The 23477-nt window shown below is 45.4% G+C and carries 15 protein-coding genes; 4 read left to right on the top strand and 11 right to left on the bottom strand.

The annotated features are described in order from the left end of the window. A complete protein-coding gene (locus tag JGK07_RS19860) occupies positions 1-966 on the bottom strand; it encodes an Rpn family recombination-promoting nuclease/putative transposase (protein ID WP_293185775.1) in 966 nt (321 codons plus the stop codon). Between the two features lie 280 nt (positions 967-1246). On the opposite strand from JGK07_RS19860, the gene JGK07_RS19855 reads away from it, so the two are divergent. From JGK07_RS19855 to cutA, 3 genes are all read left to right on the top strand, one after another. Further along, positions 1247-3736: a VIT domain-containing protein gene (locus tag JGK07_RS19855; protein WP_293242766.1), complete on the top strand. Its 2490-nt coding sequence runs from the start codon at positions 1247-1249 to the stop codon at positions 3734-3736. Positions 3737-3989: 253 nt separating this feature from the next. Beyond that, on the top strand, positions 3990-4889 hold the full coding sequence (locus JGK07_RS19850; RefSeq protein WP_293185778.1) for a pentapeptide repeat-containing protein: 900 nt from the start codon (positions 3990-3992) through the stop codon (positions 4887-4889). 223 nt (positions 4890-5112) lie between these two features. Further along, entirely contained in the window at positions 5113-5433 is a 321-nt protein-coding gene (gene cutA, locus JGK07_RS19845) for a divalent-cation tolerance protein CutA (RefSeq protein ID WP_293185780.1), read from the top strand. A 437-nt stretch (positions 5434-5870) separates the two neighbouring features. On the opposite strand, the gene JGK07_RS19840 is transcribed toward cutA, so the two are convergent. Both JGK07_RS19840 and JGK07_RS19835 read right to left on the bottom strand, forming a co-directional pair. Further along, a complete protein-coding gene (locus tag JGK07_RS19840; RefSeq protein ID WP_293155175.1) occupies positions 5871-6407 on the bottom strand; it encodes a DUF2231 domain-containing protein in 537 nt (178 codons plus the stop codon). Between the two features lie 48 nt (positions 6408-6455). After that, entirely contained in the window at positions 6456-6734 is a 279-nt protein-coding gene (locus JGK07_RS19835) for a hypothetical protein (protein ID WP_293185782.1), read from the bottom strand. Positions 6735-7003: 269 nt separating this feature from the next. Between JGK07_RS19835 and JGK07_RS19830 the strand changes: the two genes are divergently transcribed. Next, positions 7004-8185 carry an FAD-binding oxidoreductase gene (locus JGK07_RS19830; protein ID WP_363319732.1) on the top strand — a complete coding sequence of 394 codons (1182 nt, stop codon included), beginning with the start codon at positions 7004-7006 and terminating at the stop codon, positions 8183-8185. 110 nt (positions 8186-8295) lie between these two features. Here JGK07_RS19830 and JGK07_RS19825 read toward each other — a convergent pair whose 3' ends face one another. From JGK07_RS19825 to JGK07_RS19790, 8 genes are all read right to left on the bottom strand, one after another. Further along, complete coding sequence (locus JGK07_RS19825; RefSeq protein ID WP_293185783.1) at positions 8296-9423, bottom strand: ATP-binding protein; 1128 nt, start codon at positions 9421-9423, stop codon at positions 8296-8298. 4 nt (positions 9424-9427) lie between these two features. After that, on the bottom strand, positions 9428-13132 hold the full coding sequence (locus JGK07_RS19820) for a PAS domain S-box protein (RefSeq protein ID WP_293198615.1): 3705 nt from the start codon (positions 13130-13132) through the stop codon (positions 9428-9430). 354 nt (positions 13133-13486) lie between these two features. After that, entirely contained in the window at positions 13487-16276 is a 2790-nt protein-coding gene (locus JGK07_RS19815) for an adenylate/guanylate cyclase domain-containing protein (RefSeq protein ID WP_293185785.1), read from the bottom strand. Positions 16277-16600: 324 nt separating this feature from the next. Next, complete coding sequence (locus tag JGK07_RS19810) at positions 16601-18058, bottom strand: PAS domain-containing sensor histidine kinase (protein WP_293185786.1); 1458 nt, start codon at positions 18056-18058, stop codon at positions 16601-16603. A gap of 209 nt (positions 18059-18267) precedes the next feature. Further along, on the bottom strand, positions 18268-18657 hold the full coding sequence (locus tag JGK07_RS19805; RefSeq protein WP_293185787.1) for an RRXRR domain-containing protein: 390 nt from the start codon (positions 18655-18657) through the stop codon (positions 18268-18270). 249 nt (positions 18658-18906) lie between these two features. Then, positions 18907-19443: a Rab family GTPase gene (locus JGK07_RS19800; RefSeq protein WP_293225941.1), complete on the bottom strand. Its 537-nt coding sequence runs from the start codon at positions 19441-19443 to the stop codon at positions 18907-18909. Between the two features lie 2 nt (positions 19444-19445). Beyond that, positions 19446-22400 (bottom strand): OmpA family protein, encoded by a 2955-nt coding sequence (locus tag JGK07_RS19795; RefSeq protein ID WP_293185789.1) that lies wholly within the window; start codon positions 22398-22400, stop codon positions 19446-19448. Positions 22401-22406: 6 nt separating this feature from the next. After that, positions 22407-23015 (bottom strand): hypothetical protein, encoded by a 609-nt coding sequence (locus JGK07_RS19790; protein WP_293155138.1) that lies wholly within the window; start codon positions 23013-23015, stop codon positions 22407-22409. Positions 23016-23477: the final 462 nt, after the last annotated feature.

Raw genomic sequence — 23477 nt, 5'->3', positions numbered from 1 at the left:
TTATCTCGATCGAGAATATGTCTGCAACTTAGCCATCAAATCTGACACACTGGTCAAATCTAAAACTGCTTCTCCTAAATTCTCTAATTGTTCAGCGGATAACTGACTGATGCGAGTTTGGATCTCCGGCGACAGCGGGCAGACACGGCGCTCCAACAGCGACACAACTAACTGCTGTAACTGCTGCTTTCCTTGTTCGATACCTTGTTCGATACCTTGTTCGATACCTTGTCTGATGCCTTGTTCGATGCCGATTCTGGTCGCTTTGGTAATTGCACCGCGCTGGTCTTGAATGAAAATTTCTCGCCTTTCTAAATCTTCCAATTCATCAGGATCTAGATTGGCTTCATTGGCAATTCCAAAAGCTTTGCGGAGTTCCGGTACATTCCCCAACTCTTCCGGGACAGACCTTAACGTCCGAGCCGTTTTCATGAAATATATCCACTTGTCAGTCAGTGTCTCTAATTCTTCTAATGTTTTGTTAAATTTTGGTAATTCAACAAAAACAAATTCTAACTCTTCGGCTAAATAATCGATTCGATTGTTTTTCTCTTTGATACAAAACCGCGAAATTACTGTTTCGAGATGCTCAAACATTTGGAAATCGGTAATTGTCAGGGCAATTACTGGATTCAATAAATCATAGTTTTCTCCACTTTTTAATTGAACTGAGTAAGCTTTAGTAGCATTATACAGAATCCGCTTTTCAAAGGATTCTACGTTCAATACCTGCATTTCAATTATCACTGTTTTGCTGCCACCAATTTTAGCTTTGACATCCAAATAAGTATTCTTTACTCCTTTGATTTTGGGAGCCAAATAAGGGTCAAGAATTTCTAAGTCTTCGATGACGGGATTTGATTCATATAGAATTGCATTTAAGAAGCTAATCAAAATGTCTTTGCTGTCAGCAGAGCCGAAGATTTTCTTAAAGGCAAAGTCAGTTTTGGGATTAATGAAACTCATGGTATTTTATTTTTACTAGAGACTGAGAGGTTGAGGTTACAGTTATTTAAGTATCTAACTATTATACAATCTTTTAGGTTGGGTTCGCCCTGCGATCGCCCGAAACAACCTCAATACCGATGCCAGTCCCAGTCTGCCCCTGTGGAGTCAATTATAAAATCTTTAATCTAAAATCTCAAATCCCGTTCAGTCATTTTTCCCAAACAGCTAACCCAGGAACGTTTCGCCAATGGTAAAGTCATGGTAGGTAGAGCACCTCAAGTCTGATAAAAAAATTGCTATGAAGTTTGTCTGCGTTCTATCCCCTCAACAGTGGCTTTCTGGTGGTATCGCATTGATCGCAGCGATCCTCTTCGAGGGCTTCGCTAACGAGTGCGGTGCTATTCTCGCTCCCCATGCGGCGCGGGCAAACACTCCTGGGCAAAATCATTCGTCTCTGTCGCCGAAAATCCTCGCTAGTAACGATGTTAGTTGTAAGGGCGCGCGATCGCCCGAAACTCGCTGTCGTGTCGGCGGTTTGTTCGTCAAAACTCAAAATACAGCCACAGAAGAAGTCTTTACTCTCAAGCAGACTGAAGTTAAAGCTAAAGTTGCCGGCAATATCTCCCGCGTCGAAGTTGTTCAGAAGTTTGAAAATCCTTTTCCCGAATCTTTAGAAGCTGTTTATGTATTTCCCCTCCCCGATGAAGCGGCGGTGGATGATATGGAAATTAAAATTGGCGATCGCATTATTAAAGCTGATATCAAACGCCGCGATGAAGCTTTGGAAATTTACCAAAAAGCTCGCCAACAAGGTAGGACTGCGGGTTTGTTGGAACAAGAACGCGATAATATTTTTACTCAGTCTCTGGCTAATATCAAACCCGGAGAAAAGATTGAAGTGACGATTCGCTACACCGAGAGTCTCAAATTTGCCGGGGGCGATTACGAATTTGTGTTTCCCACTGTGGTAGGCCCGCGCTATATTTCGCAAAATACCAGCGATGCCGATCGCATAAACTCGCCTCTCTTGCCTCCGGGTACGCGATCGGGTCGCGATATCGCTGTTTCCGTAGAAATCGATGCCGGAGTTGCGATCGGCGATGTCCGCTCTACTTCCCATCAAATTACCACCGAACGCAATGGCAATATTGTGCGCGTTCAACTCGCCAATTATGACAAAATTCCTAACAAAGATTTAATTCTCCGGTATCGAGTATCAGGGGAAAATACTCGCGCTACAGTCTTGAGTCAAGCCGACCAACGGGGCGGTCATTTTGCGACTTATTTGATTCCGGCATTAAACTACAAAACTAATGAAATTGTACCAAAAGATGTCGTGTTTCTGATGGATACTTCCGGTTCTCAACAGGGCGAACCGCTAGCAAAATCTAAAGAGTTGATGCGCCGCTTCATTCAAGGACTCAATCCCAAGGATACTTTTACTATTATTGATTTTGCCAACACGGCGCAAGCGCTGTCCGCTACTCCTTTAGCGAATACTGCCCAAAATCGACAAAGCGCAATTAATTATATCGATCGGTTGCAAGCTAACGGCGGCACAGAACTGCTGAACGGCATTCAAGCCGTAATGAAGTTTCCGGCTGCACCAACCGAAAGGCTGCGGAGTATTGTACTAATTACTGACGGTTATATTGGCAATGAAAAAGAAGTTTTGGCTCTGGTGCAGCGGAGTATAAAACCGGGCAATCGACTTTACAGTTTTGGTGTCGGCAGTTCGGTGAATCGGTTTTTGCTCAACCGTTTAGCCCAAGTTGGTAGAGGCACGTCTCAAGTAATTCGTCAAGATGAACCTTCGGCGGAAGCTGCTGAAAAGTTTTTCCGTCAAATTAACAGTCCGGTATTGACTAATATTGAAATTAGTTGGGAAGGAATGGGCGAAAAACCGGAGATTTATCCGATCGCGCCCCCAGACTTATTTACCAGTCAGCCGCTGGTGTTGTTTGGCAAAAAGAGCGATCGAACTAACGGCCAACTCCGCATCCGCGGCACTCAAGCGGGCGGCAAAGCTTACGAGCAAATTTTACCTGTTAATTTTGCTCAATCTGGAGGGAGACAACGGGAGTCAACTTCAGCCGCAGCAATTGTTACAGATTTTGGCAATCCGGCGGTAGCTCAACTTTGGGGGCGATCGCGCATTAAAGATTTAATGAATCAAATGTTTGGTGGCGAGACTCCTTCTTTGGTGGAAGCTGTGACTAATACAGCTTTGGCTTATCGCTTGCTGTCGGAATACACGGCTTTTGTGGCTGTGAGCGAAGAAGTGCGAGTCGAACCTGATGGTGCTCGGCGCCGCGTGCAAGTGCCGGTGGAATTGCCGCAGGGTGTCAGCTATGAAGGTATTGTCCAGGCCGACGAGCGCGAGCAAACTAGAGGTGGCACTCGCAGCGCCAGCTCGACTCGCGGTGTTTCACCGCCAGTCCCAGCTCCTCTCCCGCGGCTAGCTCCTGACAGCCAACGATCGCGCCAGCAGCAGATTGCTGCTCGCTTGCAAGTAGTCAGCGCTCCCGGATTGGATGCTGGGGCGATCGCATCTCTGAATCAATACCTGCGATCTGTTAATCTCCCAGCGGCGGTTAGTGGCGAGACGGTATGGGATTTATCCGTACAAGACGGCCGTGTTGCGAAAGTGGCCATCGACACTCAAACCTCGACGCTGCAAGCAACAGACGCCCTTGAGAGTATCAAGGCAGCCTTGAATTCCTGGCAACCTCCCGCAGGATTCAAGGGCACGCTGAGGCTGAAATTGCGGATTAATGCCGATCGTTAAGGAATGACTATCTATGTCACGAAACATTAACTTTTAATTCAAAAGTACCGAAATGGCGATCGCCACCGAGAGAACAATATAAAATCTTTATTAAGAGATCGCGTTTGAACAGAAAGTGATGCTAACAGAAGTTATACAGTTTGATGCCAACGCTGAAACAGTCTAATTTTTGTAACAGTATAATTTCTGAAACAACCCTAAGAGTAAAGATTTCTCGATCGAACCCCCCCAATCAGAGAAGGTATCACGCCCTATGGAAGTTAGCGAACTGCTCAACAATTACGAAAAAGGACAAAGAGACTTTGCTGGAGCCGATCTGAGCGGGGCAAACCTCAGCGGAGCAATCTTAATCGGAGTCAACCTTTCGCGCGCTAATCTTTCAGGAGCGAACCTCAGCAGAGCGTTTCTCACCAAAGCAACCCTCAAAGGCGCACTGATGCAAAGAACAAATCTGAGTTTTGCCAAAATGGGCGAAACCAAACTCTCAGGCGCAGATTTGACAAAAGCTAATTTGAGCGGAGCTTTTTTGGTCAAAGCAAAAATGCCCAGGGTAAAGTTAAGCGGCGCAACTTTAACCGGCGCCAACCTGCGGAGTGCTGTGTTGTGGAATGCCAATTTGTGCAGCGCCGACTTGCAATTAGTTAACTTGCTGGGCGCGAACCTCACCGGAGCTAATTTTAAATGGGCAAACCTTTACGGTGCCAAGCTCAACAGTGCAAAACTTTTTGGTGCTCAATTAACTGGAGTCAGCCTGCGGCGAGCGCAGTTGACAGGCGTGAATCTCTGTGGTGCAGATTTGAGCGGAGTCAACGTCAGCGAAGCTAAATTGATGGGAGCTAATTTGGAAGGCTCGAATTTGGCGGGAGCGAATTTCAGCGCGGCTCAGTTGCGGGGAGTGAAGTTGGCGGGAGCAAACTTAACCGGCGCTAAGTTTAGGGGAAGTTGTTTGAAAGGGGCAAATTTGAATTGGGCAAAGCTGTGTCAAGCAGATTTGATGGCGGCCGATTTGAGCGAGGCGACGTTAATAGGAGCTAATTTAGATAATGCTTTGTTGGCGGGAGCTATTTTGCCGGAATCTACTAGGCGCTACTTTTCCTTAGCTGGGGCGTGCAAAGTCAATTCTTGGGAAGTTACGGAAGTTAAGAATGGGTGATTGTTCAGTTGACAGTTGACAGTTGACAGTTGACAGTTGACAGATGAAGGCGACCTCTACCTCTAAGGAAGAGGATTGGGGTAATGAATTATCTTCTTTTATCTTTTAATTTATCCTGATCGGGGAGAGGCTTTAAACCATTTTTTTATGGTAATTTGTAATTTGTAATCGGTAATTTGTAATTTGTAATATCAAATCTGTTAACATCTGATCTAAAATCCTTATGAGTGTTAATTTTGGGGTGGTGCTGGTAACTGCTGAATCGGAGGCGGAGGCGGAAAATATCGCTAAATCTCTAGTTGAACACAGGCTGGCTGCTTGTGTAAGTTTGTCTCCGATTCGCTCTATTTATACTTGGCAAGGCGAGATTCATTCGGAATCGGAGTGGCAGTTGGTGATTAAAACAGATTTGGCTAAATTTGAGGCTTTAAAAATAAAAGTTCAGGAACTCCATTCCTATGAAGTTCCCGAAATTATTGCGATTCCCATTATTGCTGCCAGTGAGGCTTATCTCGATTGGATTGCACAATCTTTAGGTTCGTAGCGAGGACGAAGACTCCTAATTTATCCACGCATCAAGACGGACTGAAGTCCGCACTACAAACGAAAAAATAAAGGTTCGTAGTCAGGACTTTAGTCGTTGATTATCCACGCATCAAGACGGACTGAAGTCCGCACTACAAACGAAAAAACAAAGGTTCGTAGTGAGGACTTTAGTCCTGCATTATCCACGCAGCACAAAAACGGACTGAAGGGGAGCATCTCATTTTTGCAAAAAGCATTTTTTTTACAGTGCGAGCGTCCCCTTTTTTTACAGTGCGAGCGTCCCCTTTTTTTACAGTGCGAGCGTCCCCTTTTTTTACAGTGCGAGCGTCCCCGCTCGCGTGCTTTGTATAGCACGCGAGCGGGGACGCTCGCACTACAAATGCAAAACTGAAATGCTCCCGACTGAAGTCCTTACTACAAACGATCGCAAACCTACTAATTTTGACTGCTAGGGCCAATGACGCCGACTTTGTGGCGAAAACTTAGTTCGCCGCCGAACCAGCCTGTAACGCCCAGCAAACTTGCAACGACGATCGACAAAGCTAAACCTGTAAAGACGATCGGCTCAGCCGGATTTCCTTGTCGCAACACCAGGTTAATCAGCGAAAGTACCATAGCCGCCACATTCCCGCCCATGTGCAACCAGCCGGCACTGCGATCGCGCACTCTTTTAATTCTTGCAAAATCTAAAAAGCCCGTGATTGCGGCCAAAATCCCCGCAGCAAAACCTGCACCAATTAGCCAAACCGAAGCTCTTGCCCAAAACGGATCGCTTGTCAGCCAATAACCGATATCCGTGCCCGCGGCCCCGACTAAAAAGGCTACCGGAAAAGTGACGATTACGGGGTGAAGGGGATGGCCTGCAACTGAAACTGTACTGGTAATGCCGGCATCGCGATACTCTCTGTCGTCACTTTCTAGAATCGGTGGAACATTCGGAAAGGGCGTACTATTTCTTTGATTTGTTTCCATGATTTCTACCGATAAATTTTGTACAAACCAGTTTTTATTGGATTGAACTTAATCCCAAATGCGATCGCCATTTTCGTCAACACGCGCCTGCCGAATTACGTCAGAAATTTCCTCAGCGTCTTTGACGTGGTGCAAAGCTTTCTTTTCCCCGTCCGGTTCATCTACGATGAAATAAGTGGGAACTGTAACTGTATCTCCCGTGATGTCTGGCACGTGGTCAACTGCTAATTGCTGAGCTTTTTCTTCGATGCTTTGCGGTTCGTCGGAAATGCGATCGCCCGGATTGACAGTGCGGCGCATATCTTTGCCCGGTTTGTCGATACTCATAAAACCTCTCTGGTGTTTCTAATTTTTGCTGCTTCTAATTGCTACTATTGAACGAAAAATCTCCGGTTGCGAGCATCTCCCAAGGGGTGGAAGTTTCTGTTAGGGCGATCGCACCTCAGCTCTTTCTGTAGGTAGATCATTTTTTCAACTAGGGAAACGGCAATGCGGTGTCCTCATCCCCGCACCGGACACGGCAATGCCCTGTCCCTACTTATCAAGAAATTGCTATAAAATCGAAGAATTCGTGAATCCTTCCCTGTGAATTGCCCATGATGAAAACTTACGACTGGATTGTTGTCGGCGGCGGGATTACTGGTACAGCGCTGAGTTACGAACTCGCAAAAAAAGGTTTTGCTGTGTTGCTTTTAGAACGAGATGCTACCATGCAAAATGCTACTCGTTTTAGTTACGGCGGCTTGGCTTATTGGTCGGGTACGACTGATTTAACTCGGCAATTGTGTGCAGAAGGTATCGAACGTCACCGCAATTTATCGGCGGAATTAGATAGCAATACGGAGTTTCGCGAGTTGGATTTGTTGCTGACAATTGATGCGGGAGTTGAGCCAGAAAAAGTCGCGGCTAATTACGCACACTTTGCGATTCCTCCCCAGCTTGTGAGCGTTACAGAAGCTGGCGAGTTGGAACCTTTGCTGAACAAAAGTGCGATCGCCGGAGCTCTAACTGTCCGTCACGGTCACATTTCGCCGAATGCCACAAATCAAGCTTATTGTCAAGGGTTTTTGCGGCTGGGAGGAACTAGAGAAATTGCGGAAGTAACTGGTTTAATAGCAGAAGGAAATCGGATTTCGGGTGTCAAGACGGTAGGCGAAAGTTATGCCTGTAAAAATGCGGTAATTTGTGCTGGAGGTTGGAGTCGTAGTTTGCTAAAAACGGCGGGTATTTCTGTGGGAGTTTATTTTAGTCGTGCTGAGATTTTGGAGACGGCACCTGTGGATTTGAAACTCAGGACTTTGGTGATGCCCGCACTATTAAAACGTTTTGAATTGGAAGCACAATCGAGTAAAATTGAGGTAGATTTTCTTTGGGACGAACCGGGTAAGGAGTTGTTACCGCCGATTTTAGATTCGGGTGCAATTCAATTTAATGACGGGAGTTTGCGGATCGGCCAATTGTCTCGCACTTTGAGCGATTTGAACGCGAAAGTCGATCGCAAAACCAGCGAAACCGCAATTCGTGCAGGTATCGGCAAGGTTTTGCCAGATGCGGCAGATTTACCGGCAACTTGGCACGATTGTATTGTGGCATTTAGCGCTGATAGGTTTCCCGTAGTGGGGGAAATTCGCGATCGCCCTGGATTGCACGTTTTTTCTGGTTTGAGCAATCCGTTGGCGATCGTACCTGCTTTGGCTGAGCGATTTGCTAATAGGGCGGCGGAAGAAAAAGATTGGGCGATCGAGATTTTATCTCCGGATAGATTTGCTGAAAAATGACCGCCATCAACCTGTTTGTAGTGAGGACTTTAGTCCTCATAAAAATCAGAGGACTAAAGTCCTCACTACAAACCAATTTAATTGTGGGTAATTGACCGGACATAATATGACTAATGACCAATAACTAAAAAAGGCAGCGCCACAATAAATGTAGTACCTTTACCGATCGCACTTTCCACACTTATTGTACCGCCATGCAGGTCAACTATGTGTTTGACAATGCAGAGTCCCAAACCCGAACCTTTAATCTTGCCTACATTCGCACCTCGTTCAAACTGCTGAAAGAGTTTTTCTTCATATCCCGCTGTCATCCCAATTCCCTCATCTCGAACGCAAAATATTATTTGCTGGTTTTCGCAGCTTAATTCTAAACTAATAGAACCGCCATTGGGAGAATATTTTATAGCGTTTGAAAGCAAATTAGTCAGCAATTGGTGCAGCAGTTTTGTGTCAAGATTGGCGTGGAGTGGCTCTGTTTGGGCGAGGAAAGTTACAAGGTGTTTGTCGGTGACTATCGGTTGCAGTTCTTCTAAAATAGATGTGCAGAACTCTGTCACATTTAGCTCATTTAAATTCAAGGAAAGTTTGCCTGCTTCTGCTTTGCTGAGCATTAAAATATCGTCCAGCAATTCACTCATATTGCTGACGGCTTTTTTAATGCGATTGACATTTTTATTTGTTGTTCCTGGCGATATTTTCAAATCGCTATCTTCCAGCATTTCAGCCGAGAGCTGTATGGTAGTCAAAGGAGTGTTTAAATCGTGGTATGCCATTGAAACAAATCGCGTTCTATTTTCGCTTTTCGCTGCTGCTAGTGCCATGAGTTTTTGCATTTCAACGGCTTCTTGATGTTTACTCAGCGCTATCTTGATGGTAGCGTGCATTTCTCTTTCTTTAAACGGTTTGAGGAGGTAGCCATAAGAACCAGTATTTTCTGCTCGCTGCAAAGTTTCATCGTCGGCATAAGCAGTTGTATAGATAATGGGGATATCTAATTGTTGATGAATTATTGCTGCTGTTGCTATGCCGTCAATCTCGCCTTTGATTACTATATCCATTAAAATTAAATCTGGTTTGAGTTCGCCTGCGCGATGGATGGCATCGGCTCCTGAAGAAACAACATCGGCGATTTTATATCCAAATTTTTCTAATCTTTGAGATAAGTTCTTAGCGATCAATAGCTCGTCTTCTACAATTAAAATATTAATATTATTAATTTTTTGCTCTGGAAAATTCATGATTTTAGAACCTTTGCGAGTAAATTAACTCGTTAAATACTAAGTGAAAGGCTGTGCCGATTTCTCTTGACATTTCGATGGTTCCTTCTAACTGCTCGGTTAAAGTACAGACAACTTGAAAGCCCATCGAGTTAGTTTTCCTAAAATCTATGTTTTCAGGAAAGCCAATCCCGTTGTCCTTAACGAAGAGGTGGATTTCCCGATCGCCAGTCTGATAGCATTGTACACTAACTGTACCGCTCGTATCGTGAGGAAAAGCGTGTTTCAGGGTATTTGAAACCAATTCATTAGCAATTAAGCCGCAGGGAGTAGCAGTCTCAATATTTAGGGAGATTTGTTCAGCTAATACCTGCAACTGAATGCGGTTGTCACTTATATTGTAAGACTGAAACAAGTTACTGACCAAATCTTCTAGATATTCGCCAAAATTAATTTTTGCCAGGTTAGTCGATCGGTACAGTTTCTCGTGAATCAGAGCCATAGAGTACAGGCGGTTCTGACTTTCTTCAAACATTTTGGCTATTTGGGGGTCGGCAACCGTGTTAGATTGCAATTCTAACAGGCTGGCAACTACGCAGAGGTTGTTTTTAACGCGGTGGTGAATCTCTTTGAGCAAAATCTCTTTCTCTTTGAGGGAGTTTTTCAAATTTGCCTCCGCTTGGAAGCGATCGCTCAGTTCAGCTTGCAGTTGCTGGTAAAGTAGAGATTGCTGAATGGCGATCGCCAATTGATTCACCAACTGCTGAAATAAATTCATTTCCCATTCTTGCCACTCCCGGGGCCCATCGCACTGGTGCGCGATTAGCAATCCCCAAAGTTGGCTGTGCTGAATAATTGGGACTGCTAACTTAGCCCTAACTTCAATTTGTTGCAGAAATTCCATCATACAAGGTGTAATGGAGGGGTCATCTAGTTCGGAAATTGCACAAATTCGTCCTTGCAAATAAAGCTGATAACATTCAGCAGGAAAAACCTCTCGGCCAAAAAATCTATCTATCAGCCGACTGCATCCTTCTACCACCGCTTCAGCAATGACTCGGCCGCCAATTTCGGGTAAAATTTGATATACCAAAACTCGATCGACTAACAAGACTTGCTGGAGTTCGGCAACCGTGGTGTTAAGAATTTCCTCTAATTGCAAAGATTGGCGGACGCGACGGGCGATCGCCTCCACCAGCCGTTCTTGCTCAAACTGCTGCCGCAAAGCTATTTCAGCGCATTTAGAATTGCTGATATCGGCGGCGTAACCAATAATTTCGATCGGAATGCCCCTGCTGTCAACCAATAGTTTCAGTTCTGTCCGCAGCCAGCGATACATTCCATTTTTATGCAAAAAGCGGTACTCGTAAATGCAATTTTTACCCTCAGACAAAGCACAAAAATTTACTATAAATTGTGGCAGATCTTCAGCGTGAATCCTGCCCGACCAAAAGTTAGAATCTGCTAACACTTCTTGCGGCTCGTAGCCAACGATTGTCTGAACGTTGTCGCTGATGTAAGTAATACAAAATTTCCCCGCCGCAGCGGCAGTAAAAATTACCGCAGGATTAGAAGCAAGTAAAAATTGCAGGCGTTCTTTTAACTGCTGCAATTCCATTTCTGCTCGCTTGCGGTAACTGATATCTTCGATCGCCGCCATGCTGTAGAGAGGAAGGCCCTCGCCATCCCGAATCAGCGTCACCGTCATGTTTGCCCACATCAGCTCGCCATTTTTCTTAATCAGGCGTTTTTCCATTTGAAAGCGAGGAATATTGCCCTCGACCAACTGCTTGACTTGCTCGACATCTGCTGGTAAATCTTCCTGGTGGGTGACATCAGCGAAACTCATTACCGCCCAATCCTTATCGCTGTAGCCCAACATCTGGCGGTAAGCTTCATTCACCTCGATCGTGCGGTAATCGTGCACGCTTGCCAAACCGATCGCAATTGGAGCATCGTCAAACAAATTGCGAAACTTTTCCTCACTCTTTTGCAGTGCAGCTTCTGCCTGTTTGCGAGCAGTAATGTCTCGCGCTACCCACATCACCCGATCGACTCCCAGCGGCGAAATACTGCCATCAAACCAGATTAACTTGCCCTCAATTTCCATGCTGTATTCAACTCTGTGGGTTTGTCCAGATGCCAAGGTTTGGCGAATGTGGCCGAGGGCAAAATTAGCTTCGGCTTCTGGGAAGATTTCGGCGAGGGTTTTGCCTAGCACTTCATTAGCCCGTTTGTACAGCAATTGGGGAGGCGTGGGGGCGACTTTGAGGTAGCGGCCGCTGGCGTCGAAAACTAGCACGATATCCGTCATGCCATTAAACAGCGCCAGCAGTTCAGCTTCCGAGTTTTGCAGTTTTTCTGCGGTCAATTTGCGATCGGTAATGTCGGTGTCAGTCCCGATCAGTCGGTAGGTTTTGCCGTCGGGCGATCGAACCGCAGTCCCGCGGGCAAACATCCAGCAGTTGCTACCGTCTTTGCGGAGCATCCGGTGTTCGACTTCAAAAATTTCTGTCACACCCTCTAGATAAGCAGAGACTGCTCCCCCGACGGCAACTCGATCGTCCGGGTGAACCAGAGATCCCCAATGTTCCATGCAGTTGGGAATCTCTGCGTCTTGATAGCCCAACAAAGCTTTTAAAGACGGATCGACGTAGATTTCGTCGGTTTCCAAATTCCAGTCCCAAACCCCCACTTTGCCCGCCGATACTGCCAGTTCGTAAAATTTAGTGCGCTGCTGGACTCGCAGTTCTAACTCTGCATTGAGTTGCTGCAAAGCGATTTCTGCTTGTTTGCGATCGGTGACATCCCGACCGGCAGCTTGATACTCCACAATTTCTCCGTTTGCATCGAAGATAGCCCGATCGATCCACTGCTGCCAACGAATTTCCCCGCTCGGCAAAATTACTCGGTGTTCGCAAGTAAACACAGGCTTTTCCGCAGACAGAGAAGCATATTGTTCTTGAAAAATTTCTCGGTCTACTTCTGGGATCAGTGGCATAAAACTGTTACCGAGCAAGTCTTCTGGTTGCACGCCGAAATAGCGACAGTAAGCTTGATTGACAAATGTGAATTTGCCGTCGGGGAGGTAGCGGCAAATCAGTTCGCTTTGGTCTTGCACAATCGCCCGGTAGCGCGCCTCGCTCTCCCGCAGGGCATTTTCGGCGTTTTGTCGATCGCTGACTTGTTTTTCGATTTCTGACTTACTTTCTAAGAGTTCACACTGTTTTTGCTGAAGTTTGACAACTTCTTGCTGCAACATTTTAACGAGGCTGTAAATTTCTGGGTGAATCCTTTCTGCGGTGACTAAACCTACTGGCTGACCCCGTTCATCTACAATTGGCAAACAATCGATCGAGTATTGACAAAATAGCTTAAATGCGGTAAAAATATCTGTAAATTCTGATTCTTTTAAGACAACTAAATTCCGCGTCATGGCGCCGGAAACTTTCATTTCTTGCCATCCGTATGTGGTGGCTAAGTTCAGCAGATCTGCCAACCTTAGCAATCCGACTAGCTGATTTTCCTCGACCACTAAGATGCAACTAATTGATGCTGTTACCGTTTCGTTTGAGTGTGCAGGTGAATTCGGTAGCGGACAAGCGTCCATCGCCAGACGGATTAGGGCGATCGCATCTGGGAGGGAAGTTGAGGGCGAAACTGTCACAGGATGGCGATCGACAAATTCTAAGGGCGATCGTAAATTTACCGACAAATTAGCAAGTTCCATAAATCTTGGTCAAAAAGTATTCCTAACTAACTTTAGCAACACTTTTAGTCATCAGCTTGACGACTAATCACTGATGACTGATGACTGATGACTAATGACTGATGACTGCTGACTGCTGACTGCTGACTCCTGTTCGCGAGTTATATGAGTTGGGAGTATCTCAGTTTTCATTTATAGTGCTGTCCCCGCTCGCGTATTCTACAATACGCGAGCTCTTGCGTGCTCGCACTATAATAAAAAAATCCTTTTTACAAACATGAGATGCTGCCTATGAGTTCGCACTATGTCAACTGTCAACTGTCAACTGTCAACTGTCAACTGTCAACTGTCAACTGTCAACTGTCAACTGCCAACTTATTTTTTACCAACAAGCAGATAAGTTTTCATACCCCCTTTACCTTTAACTTCAATAGTTCCGCGCCCTTCCAGCAAATATTTGTCTTTCAATAAGTCATAAGTAGTTTCACTGACTTGAATCCGCCAAGGCAAACCATGAGATTCCATGCGGGAAGCGATATTTACCGTATCGCCCCACAAATCGTAAATAAACTTTTTGATGCCAATCACTCCGGCAACAACCGGGCCGCTGTGGATGCCGATGCGGATGCTAAAATATTTCTTATTCAGACCATTAAACCGAGCTATCTCTTTTTGCATATCTAGAGCCATTTGGGCGATCGCCTCTGCATGGTCTGCCCGAGGGTAGGGCAGCCCTCCTACCGCCATGTATGCGTCGCCGATGGTCTTGATTTTCTCTAGGCCGTGCTGCTCGCACAACATATCGAATCCTGAGAAAATCTTATTCAGGAGCTCCACGAGGTCGATCGGATTCATCACAGAAGACAAAGCTGTAAACCCCACAATATCAGCAAACAAAACAGTCACTTCGGGAAAATATTCAGCAATAGTCGTTTCGTTTTGTTTGAGTCGTTCTGCTATTGCCACGGGCAAGATATTTAACAACAGATTTTCCGATTTTTCTTGTTCTTCCCGCAGGGCATCTTCTGCTTGCTTGCGTTCCGTAATATCGTGGTAACTCCAGACTCTACCGATAATTTTATCTCCCAGCCGCTGCGGTTCCGAATGGCGTTCAAAAAATCTGCCGTCTTCAAATTCCAACAAGTCAAAACTTTCGGCTTCTGGCTGGTCGTAAAGCGATTCTATTCTCTCTTGGAATGCTTGCGGGTCTTTGAGTTGGTTCTGCACAAAGGCGATCGTTGTTGCGTCGTCTCGCAGCGCCATCACGTCGCTAGGTACCCCCCACATTTCCACAAATTCTCGATTGAAAGTAACTATTTTTCCGCTCCTATCAATAGCTAAAATACCGTCAGCAGTAGAATCAAAAGTTGCTTGCAGCAAGGAAGCAGATTTTGCTAGAGCATCTTCCGCCATCTTGCGAGCAGTAATGTCTCGCAAAATAGCGCGAATCGCTACTAAAGAACCTTCCAAAAACTTACAGTTTATGCTACCTTCCAGCAAAATTTGTTCGTGATTCTTAGTAATAAATATTATCTGAATAGAGTGGGGATAAAAAGTATTTTCATTGACAGCTTTTTTAGTAATAACTTGACATAATATCTCCATCGACTCTGGGGAACTGTTGGGATGAATGATATCAAAAACAGTCATTTGAGCAATTTCGGCTTCGCTGTAGCCCAGAGTTTCCCGCCAAGCCCGATTTACATACAAAAAATGACCGTCAGCTCCAATACTTTGAATTAAGTCAGTAGCATTTTCAAATAAGTCTCGTAATTGTTCTTCGCTTTCCCGCAAAGCTATTTCCGCTTGCTTGCGCTTAATAAATTGACCGAGTTGGCTGCCGATTGTTGCCATTGTCTGGAGCAATTCTTCATCCAAATACTGCACTTCGCGGCTAAAAAAAGTCATCACCCCCAACACAGAGCTTTCAGAATTTTCCTGCTCGTAGTCCCCCAAAATTGGGAAGCCAAAAGCTCCGTGCAGTCGTTCTTCTACGCCAATTTCTCTGCTAATAAAAATTTCGCTTTCTGTTACATCCGCAATCCACTGAGACGAACCGCTGCCCCAAATGAGACCCGACAATCCTTCCCCGAATCCACAGATCATTTGTTCGGCAGATTCGGCAAATTTGGGGATGGAAACTGAGCCTTTTGTCCAACAGGCGACGCACCGCAGCAAATTGGGGTCGGAAATCGCAGTTATTCTCTTACTTCCTAACAGCAGTTTTTCCCCAGCTTCCGGCGGCATCCAAAGTTCGGCAGTATCCCACCCCAAACTGTCGCAAATTGCGGGGAGAATTGCTTCTAGAGCTTTTTTGATTGTTTCGGATGTAGAGAGGATGTGAGTGGTGACGTACTGAGCTACTTTTCGCTTGCGGGCTCGCTGTCTGTATGTCATGTCGCGGCCGATGTACACAAAATCTTGGAGGGCCGTAGAAGTTGCAGAAAAACTTTTCATGTCACTTGGAATCGGTGTACAGGAAAAGGAAACTGTCAGCTTTTCTCCTGTTTTTGCGGTGCAAATTACTTCAGTATTAGTTTGAGATTGTTGAGGCGACTCTTGGCTGACTGCTTGCAAAGATGCGCCCTCAGCAGTAAGGGTGTCTATTTGCTGACCTACTAATTCCGATTCGCTATAACCGAACAAATCTTGAGCCGCTTGATTGACTTTTTTGATTTTTCCCGAGGCCGTTGTCACCAACAAAACTTCGGCCATGGAAGTAATAATTTTTTCAACATAATTATTAGTAGCGGCTAAGGTACTCAATAAAATATTCATTTCATTGGTAGCTTGGACTAGAGTTTGTTCCAAACCCATCCTGTCGGTTACGTCTTCAAAAAATACAATTAATCTCTGCTCGCTATCGTCATTGCTGAACTCGACGATATACATATCAAAATAAAGCCGCGAGCCATTTTCTAATACTCGCGTCATCGCTTTTAATTCAAAATTTGGCAACCGCCCTTCAAAAATATCGATTAAAATTTCTTCAGTTCCCAGGAATTCGGGAAAGGGAATGCGGACATCGTTTCCGGTAACTACTTCCTCGGGACAGTCGGCAAACCGCTGCACGTTGAGAGATGTCTCTGCGATAAGAAAGTCTTGATCCAGTGCTAGGTACTCCAAGTGGTGGGGAACCAACAATTTATTTAACAGGGTTGTCATGTTGGATTTTGTAGTGGTGAACGTGCCCTCAGTTCGTGATAGTCATTAGTCATTAGTCATTGGTCATTGGTCATTGGTCATTGGTCATTAGTCATTGCTCGATTTGATGAATCTGGCACCTTGAAGTTTTGTCTAAAGTTTTGGAATAGACCAGCCAAGGTCGCTTACGTGGCACGGTACCCATTTTTGGGCGGGTCATTCCCAAATCGGAAAATCGAAAAATGGAAAATGGAAAATCGTATTATAACGGTTCTCAAGCGTGGTGAGGTATGCCCTATGCCTATGCCCTATGCCCTATGCCCAATTCCCAATTCCCAAATCGTATTACCTCTGTTTTGCAAATGGAATTGTGACTACAAAGGTAGTGCCTAACCCTGTGTCGCTGGAAAATTCGATTTGACCTCCGTGCAGGTCTACACACTGTTTAACTATGGATAAACCCAGTCCTGTACCAGGTATTTTTCCGACATTTTGGGCCCGGTAATAAGATTCAAACAGTTGTTCTTGGTCTTCTATAGGAATGCCAATGCCCGCATCTTTTATTTTAAATATAGCTTCTGCACTATGATAATTTAATTGAAAATCAATATAGCTGTCGATCGGCGAATATTTTACAGCATTTGACAGCAAGTTTGTCAAGATGTGCCGCAGCAATTTGGCATCCAGTGCGGGCGAGTATTCTGTTGCCTCCGACTCCGGAGCGGTTTTTTTCCCAGGCGCAATAGATTTTCTGCAAACAAAATTAATTTTATGATTTTGTCCGTAGCTAATTTTTATTGATTCTACTAACTCGCTACAAAATTTTCGCAAGTCAAGTGGTGCGGGATTGAATTGGAGTTTTCCAGCTTCGGCGCTGCTGAGCAACCGCACGTCATCTAATAGCTGAGCCATGTGTTTAGATGCTGATTTAACGTGTTCGAGGTATTCTTGTTTTTCCGCTTGGGTAATTTCGTCCCCATATTCTTTGAGAATTTGAGTAGCAAATAATACTGTATTTAAAGGATTGCCGAATTCGTGAGCCAGCATCGAGAAAAAACGAGATTTAAGCTGTCTGAGTTCTTGCTCTTTTACCAGAGAGCGACGAATTTCCATGTCTTCTTGCTTGCGTTCTGTGATGTCTCTGCCGATATATATGAAATCATAAAGTCCGTCTAATTCTGTCTGAATTGCCGAGCAGGAAAATTCTACCCAAATTTCTTCTCCCGATTTAGTAGTGCAGACTACTTCCAATTCTCTGAGCAGCTCTTTTTGAGACAAAATATAGCGGTGGCGACCTTGGTAAAGCAATGTTTCTTCGACTACTATGATGGAGAGAGGCTGGTCGATTAATTCTGCTTCGCTGTACCCAAATAACCATTGTGCCGATTGATTGACTGTTTTGATAATTCCTAATGTTGTTGTCACCAACAAAGCATCGCCCATGGAGCGAATCACTTTATCTATATAATCTTTTGAAGCGGCTAAGGCGCTCAGCAAAAGATTAGCTTCATTCGCTCTCTGAATCAAGGATTGCTTCATCACCATTTTTTCGGTGGCATCTTCAATCAAAATTAGCAAATTACTTGCCATATCTTGTTCGTTTTCATGTTCTATCGCCAACATATCGAAGTATAAAGGGCGGTTGTTGTCGGCAAACCGAGCGATACCTTTGAGTTCAAAACTCGGCCGCCTTCCCATCACGATCGACATGAGGATATTTTCAATTCCAATCAGTTCGGGAAAACAGATGCGAGCATCTGTACCGGGGAGCGCGTCACCCGGAGTATCGGCATAATTCTGCACTTCGGCAGAGGTTTCCTGAATGATGAAATTGTGATTTACTATTAGATACTCTGTTTGTCGCGGACCCAGGAGCTTTCTAAAAAGGGGGTTCATACTGTTCGATAATTATTGGTGGACATATCCAGACACTCGTTCTTTTTTGAGTATGTTTTCAGGCATAGCTGTAACCATCTTTCCTGTGAACTGTTGTGCAATATTCCGGGTGTATCTCACTTGGGAAGAGGGCGAAGCATGACCGCATATAAGTTATTAGTTATAATCCCATATTGACTACGGTCATGCTTCGCCCCTACGGATATATTTGCTTGCATTGAGATGCACCCAATATTCCGGGAGCATCTCAGTTTTGCATTTACAGTGCTGTCCCCGCTCGCGTGCTTGTACAAGCACGCGAGCGGGGACAGCACTACCATAAAAAATGCTTCTTGCAAAACTGAGATGCTCCCAATGTTTTCTACTACTCGCTTGAGGAGCAGTGTGAACGGATAGCGCCGAAACACCGAAGCCTTGCCCGAATCTAAAAGTTTTCTGGCGTGACTGGGATGAACCGGATTCATCGGTTTTTTGTTGGCATCAATGAGAAAAACGTAGTTTGACATCTTCTGTCAGCCTTATTTCTAAGTAATGTTTGCCTCGGAAATGTTGAAAGAGCTTGTTGGGAGTGCAACACGCGGATCTGTATGTAATTAATCCGTTCCTTAATAGCAATCGACAGAGCTACAAACTGGCGTTCATCTGTAGGTGTCATGACTCAAACAACGTAGGTCTTATCCTGTTCCTGCACGTTCGCAGCATCTACCCAATGCAGGCTCTGTTTGGGTAGATGTGGGTATACATCTACGAACGGTTCATACTTGTTCTACCATTGTGTAAGCTAGTTTGTGAAAAATTTCGTCAACGTCTTTGCCCGTTTTAGCCGATGTCGTGTAAACTGCCAATACTTTGTCTTGACCGATTGAGTGGGAGATTTCTACTAGCAATGCCAATTTTTCTTCGTCAATTAAGTCTACTTTGTTCAAAGCGACGATAATTGATCCTTTGGGATTGACTGAAGAAAACAGCTTAACGTGTTCGGAGATTCGCTCAACTGTTTCGGATCGGCTGACATCGGCAACGATTAAAACGCCGCTAGCTCCTTGTAAGTAAGTCGGTGCGATTCCTTTGAATTTTGTATGTCCTTCTAAGTCCCAAATCAGCAACTGTGCGGTGACACTTTCCGGGTGTTTGGTGTTTTCTAATGCGATACTTTTGCGGGAAATTTTTACTCCGACGGTGGAGAGGTACTCGTCGCTGAATTGCCGATCGACAAAACGGCGGATCAGACTGGTTTTACCGACGCCAAAGTCGCCGATCATGCACATTTTTTTAGATATAGTAACTGACATAATTATTTGCTGTTTACGATCTTAGTTATTGGTTCAAATAGCACGCATCTGCTTAAAAGTAGCGGTTGATTGGGTTCCACGCCGGGGGGAGGATTTTGACTGCCAACCGCCAGGAGGCGCTTCGGATTGGCACCTTGCCGCAGCAAAGCATCTCGCACTGCTGTGGCACGCTGGAGCGACAACCGTTGATTGATGACAAGTTCCCCAGTGCGATCGCTGTGTCCAATTATCTTAATCTGTTTTTGAGGATATTGATCCATGAAACTTTTAACACTGGCGATAATTTCTTCTGATGCTGAGTCTAATGTTGTCGTTCCTTGGTCGAAGTAGATGCGGGTGGCAATTTTAAGCGGATCTAGTTTCACAGTGCTAACGACTGACTCAACGCCGGGAATTTGCTTCAGGGACTGAGCAATTTTCTGTGAATCGACAGCCTCCATGACTGTCCCCTCTACTGTAACTTTGCGATCGCCATACCGACTAGAAATAGAAACACCCGACAAGCGGTTCAAAACAGCGGTGATCCGCTGCACCTCACCCGCCGTCAACACGGGATCTGGAGGTACATCTACAGCGACAATTTGATTGTCTAATTTCAGATTTGGTGCAGTTGAGGCGGCTATTTTGGCGGCTTTTTCCCGCAATTCTGGATTTGGCAAATTTCCGGTTAACTTGAGAGTGTTGCCCTCCACGTCGGCGTTTAAGCGGTAAACCGCTAATTCTGGGGTCGAGGCTAAAGCTAAAGCGGCATTTGTTGCCAGGGGGCGGTCAATGCTCCGGCGGTGCTGATAAATTACCCAAGGTGTTGAGATTAAGGTTAGCGCTGCGATCGTCACCCCGATCAGCACGAAGGGGGGTTTTTTTGATTTTTCCCTTTCCACCGGGTCGAATAAACTTTGGATGAACGGGTGCACAGAGTCCGGTATAGTACCGGGATCGCCGTTAAACTCGTGAATTAATTTAGCGTAATTAAGGATCAGATTAGTAAGTGTTTGCCGGAGTTTGTTAATGAACGACTGTGGCGGTTCTCCTTTAATCACGACTGCCATGTAGCAGTATCCCGCTACTTCTAACATAATTTTTGAGTCGCCGTATTCAATTAGATTGAGTTCAGAAATTTCTCCGGGCTGAACGATGCATTCGTTCACAAAGCTGCGAATAGCTGTGAGCATTCCTGCTACCATTTCCGCTTCTAACTGGTAATTGCCTGCGGGGTGTTGAACTTCGGAAATTACCAAGCCAGATGCCTTGTGAATTAACAATGCTGCTTGGACGGTAAAAGGTATTGATTCTCTGAGGATTAATTCAGCTTCGGAGACTCCTTGTACTTGGGAGCGAATTTTGCGCCCAACTCCTTCCATGCTTAAGCTATTTGAGACTTTTTCGTTGATAGTTTTAATAGCTTCTGCCATGTATTTAGAGATCGTACTGCCAATGACGGGATAGAGAGCATCCACCATAGAGTCGCGTTCGAGGGCGATTTGGGCTGTAATGGCTTTGCCCATTTCCGGGGCGAGGGCTTGGGCGATCGACTCTTGATCGAGGCGAATTTGCTCTTTTATCGCCAAACCCATTTCTGGGGCGATCGCCCGAGCAATATCCGCTGGCGAATTTTCTATTTGTTGAGCAAGTGCGTCGGGCAGCAACTCACCTATCGCCGAACTCATTGCTTGCCTGTTTTCCACAGTTTTAGCCCTAATCACTTCATCAATAATTGGGACTATCGCATTAACAACTTCTTCTCTGGAATCGGCAATTTTGCGGCTGAGAATTTCTGCGATCCAAGGCAGCATTAGGGCGATCAGCTCTTGTGGATCGTAGATTTGGTGTTCCAGTTTTTCTAATTTAGAGTCGATGCTTGCTAGCAGATTGCACACCCCCGGCAAATCAGTTTCTGCTAGGAGATTTTTGAGTTGCTCGATATCTGACATTTGCGAGCCAAAAATCAGATTTTGCAGCCTTCCCATCGCGCTGTCGGCTTCATTGAATTCTTGTTTAATATCGCCTATGATTTCCGATCGCTGCGATAGTGGTATCGGCTGTTCTTGCGACTCTCGGTTCGGTTCAATTGATGCCACACTTGCATCTGCATATATTTTTTGTGATGGCTGCGAAAGTCCGGACACTGAGGAATTCGGATCGGTTGCTGCGGGTGGCGCCAGAGTTTGGGGAATGGGCGAATTCTCTACAGCGGTGTCAGCAGAATCCTGGGATTTTTCGCGCTGTACGTACTGGGGAGAATCGGAAATTGTTAAGTCAGGGAATGCTTGTAGCGAGGGTGATTCTCTCTCCAAATCCGAAACATCTGCGGAAACATCTATAGTTTTAGCTGAGGAATAGTTTCTTTCCAGTTCAGAAGTGTTGAGTTTGTGAGTAGCGAACAGCAAATTGTGGGACTCGTCTGCAACAGCCGGGGAAGCAGTAGAATCGGGTTGGCAAGAGCCAGTTTCTGGCACGGCTGCAATTTCCTCTGGCTGTGCGGAGGAAATACCTAACAAATCCATCAACCCGCCGAGTGCTCCAGCTTGACTATTTTTGCCGCTGCTGTCAGCTTCGGGTTCGGAATTGTGCTGCGCTGCAATTTCCTGTGGCTGTGCGGAGGAAATACTTAACAAATCCATCAACCCGCCGAGGGTTCCAGCTTGACTGTTTTTGCCGCTGCTGCTAGCAGCTTCGGGTTCGGGATTTTGCTGCGCTGCAATTTCCTCTGGCTGTGCGGAGGAAATACTTAACAAATCGATCGACCCGCCGAGGGCCCCAGCTTGACCGTTTTTGCCGCTGCTGTCAGCTTCGGACTCGGGATTTTGCTGCTTTGAACCAGCAATAATTTTGAGATCGAATAACAGAGTCAACAAGGGGTCTAGCTGGGTTGCTGCCGAGGCAGCAGACTCGTCAGGTTTAGAAACAAAACCCTCTAGCTGATTTTCAACTTCTGGATTTTCTTTCGGTAAAGCCATGCGTTATTATCCGTGATGGTGGCGCTCCGGCAACAAAAATTCGTTATTTGACTTATTATCAGCAACGCCTTTAAGTTCGGGCACAAATTCTGTTCCTTTGAGTCTCATTCCTAGTTCAAACAGAATTTCTGCCATGTCATCTCTGGAAACTTTAACATCTCTGAGCATGGAAAAGCGTCGGTCTAGTTCTTCAAAAACCTGTGTTTTCAAAGTGCGGGTTTCTTCGGAGAGTCGCTCTCTGGTTTGGGAGAGTTCGTCGCGAATGGAACTGGTTTGATTGTCGATCGCCTCGTCGAGGGCTTCGATGGTGCTAGAGCATTTGCGGTTAACGCGATCGATTTGCTGTCGGAGGTCAGCACTTTCTTCTTGCGTATTTAAGGTGAGCGATTTAACTTTCTTTTCTAACGAATCAACTGCCGCCCTCATTTCTGTGGACAGAACTGTTTTCACTTGTTCGATGCGAGCGTGCATATCTTGCTGCATCATCGACAAGTCGGAATCTATTTTGTCGAAACGATTGTCGTATTCTCTAAGCTGCGCCCCGAAAATTATATCGCGAATCTGGTCAATATTTCCCAGGCGTTCGCGCATTTCTTCTTTAGTTATTTCGGCCATGATATTACCTCGAATCTCCGAAAATTGTGAGTTTAAGAACTGTACTATATTTTTTGTTAAACTGCTAGTCGAACGGTTTGAGCAGGGTCAAAAGACGTGCTGCTGACTTTTACTGCGATCGTTGACAGTTGTCAGATACAGGGGCTTTTTGACTGGGGACAGCTCGACTTTTAGATACTCCCTCCCCGAAAGTCGGGGATGAGATTCTTGAGAAGTTTAACTGTAAATCTCCTGAAATTCAGGTTCTTGGAGGCAATCATCAGAGCCACAACGAGGCTCCCCAAAATAGCGGTTTGCTATTCTTGCCTTGCCGCAAGCTCAGAGGAGCGCAGACATTCCTCCAGACAGCAAGGTAGGTTGTAAGCTGCTACACAAAACTTAGCTAAACTTTCTCAAGTCTCACTATTCAATCAAGATTGCTCTTGAAGGGTCTGCTTCCTGCTTCACCCAAGGGAGTCGGCT

The sequence above is a fragment of the Microcoleus sp. PH2017_24_DOB_U_A genome (assembly GCF_020738205.1).
Lineage (GTDB): Bacteria > Cyanobacteriota > Cyanobacteriia > Cyanobacteriales > Microcoleaceae > Microcoleus.
This window is presented reverse-complemented; position numbering and strand designations above follow the sequence as displayed.

Coding starts and splice junctions, on each gene's coding strand:
- JGK07_RS19835 (WP_293185782.1), bottom strand. CDS start 6,734: ATGAGTATCGACAAACCGGGCAAAGATATGCGCCGCACTGTCAATCCG.
- JGK07_RS19815 (WP_293185785.1), bottom strand. CDS start 16,276: ATGACAACCCTGTTAAATAAATTGTTGGTTCCCCACCACTTGGAGTAC.
- JGK07_RS19855 (WP_293242766.1), top strand. CDS start 1,247: ATGAAGTTTGTCTGCGTTCTATCCCCTCAACAGTGGCTTTCTGGTGGT.
- JGK07_RS19790 (WP_293155138.1), bottom strand. CDS start 23,015: ATGGCCGAAATAACTAAAGAAGAAATGCGCGAACGCCTGGGAAATATT.
- JGK07_RS19805 (WP_293185787.1), bottom strand. CDS start 18,657: ATGTCAAACTACGTTTTTCTCATTGATGCCAACAAAAAACCGATGAAT.
- JGK07_RS19825 (WP_293185783.1), bottom strand. CDS start 9,423: ATGAATTTTCCAGAGCAAAAAATTAATAATATTAATATTTTAATTGTA.
- cutA (WP_293185780.1), top strand. CDS start 5,113: ATGAGTGTTAATTTTGGGGTGGTGCTGGTAACTGCTGAATCGGAGGCG.
- JGK07_RS19820 (WP_293198615.1), bottom strand. CDS start 13,132: ATGGAACTTGCTAATTTGTCGGTAAATTTACGATCGCCCTTAGAATTT.
- JGK07_RS19800 (WP_293225941.1), bottom strand. CDS start 19,443: ATGTCAGTTACTATATCTAAAAAAATGTGCATGATCGGCGACTTTGGC.
- JGK07_RS19795 (WP_293185789.1), bottom strand. CDS start 22,400: ATGGCTTTACCGAAAGAAAATCCAGAAGTTGAAAATCAGCTAGAGGGT.
- JGK07_RS19860 (WP_293185775.1), bottom strand. CDS start 966: ATGAGTTTCATTAATCCCAAAACTGACTTTGCCTTTAAGAAAATCTTC.
- JGK07_RS19840 (WP_293155175.1), bottom strand. CDS start 6,407: ATGGAAACAAATCAAAGAAATAGTACGCCCTTTCCGAATGTTCCACCG.
- JGK07_RS19830 (WP_363319732.1), top strand. CDS start 7,004: ATGATGAAAACTTACGACTGGATTGTTGTCGGCGGCGGGATTACTGGT.
- JGK07_RS19850 (WP_293185778.1), top strand. CDS start 3,990: ATGGAAGTTAGCGAACTGCTCAACAATTACGAAAAAGGACAAAGAGAC.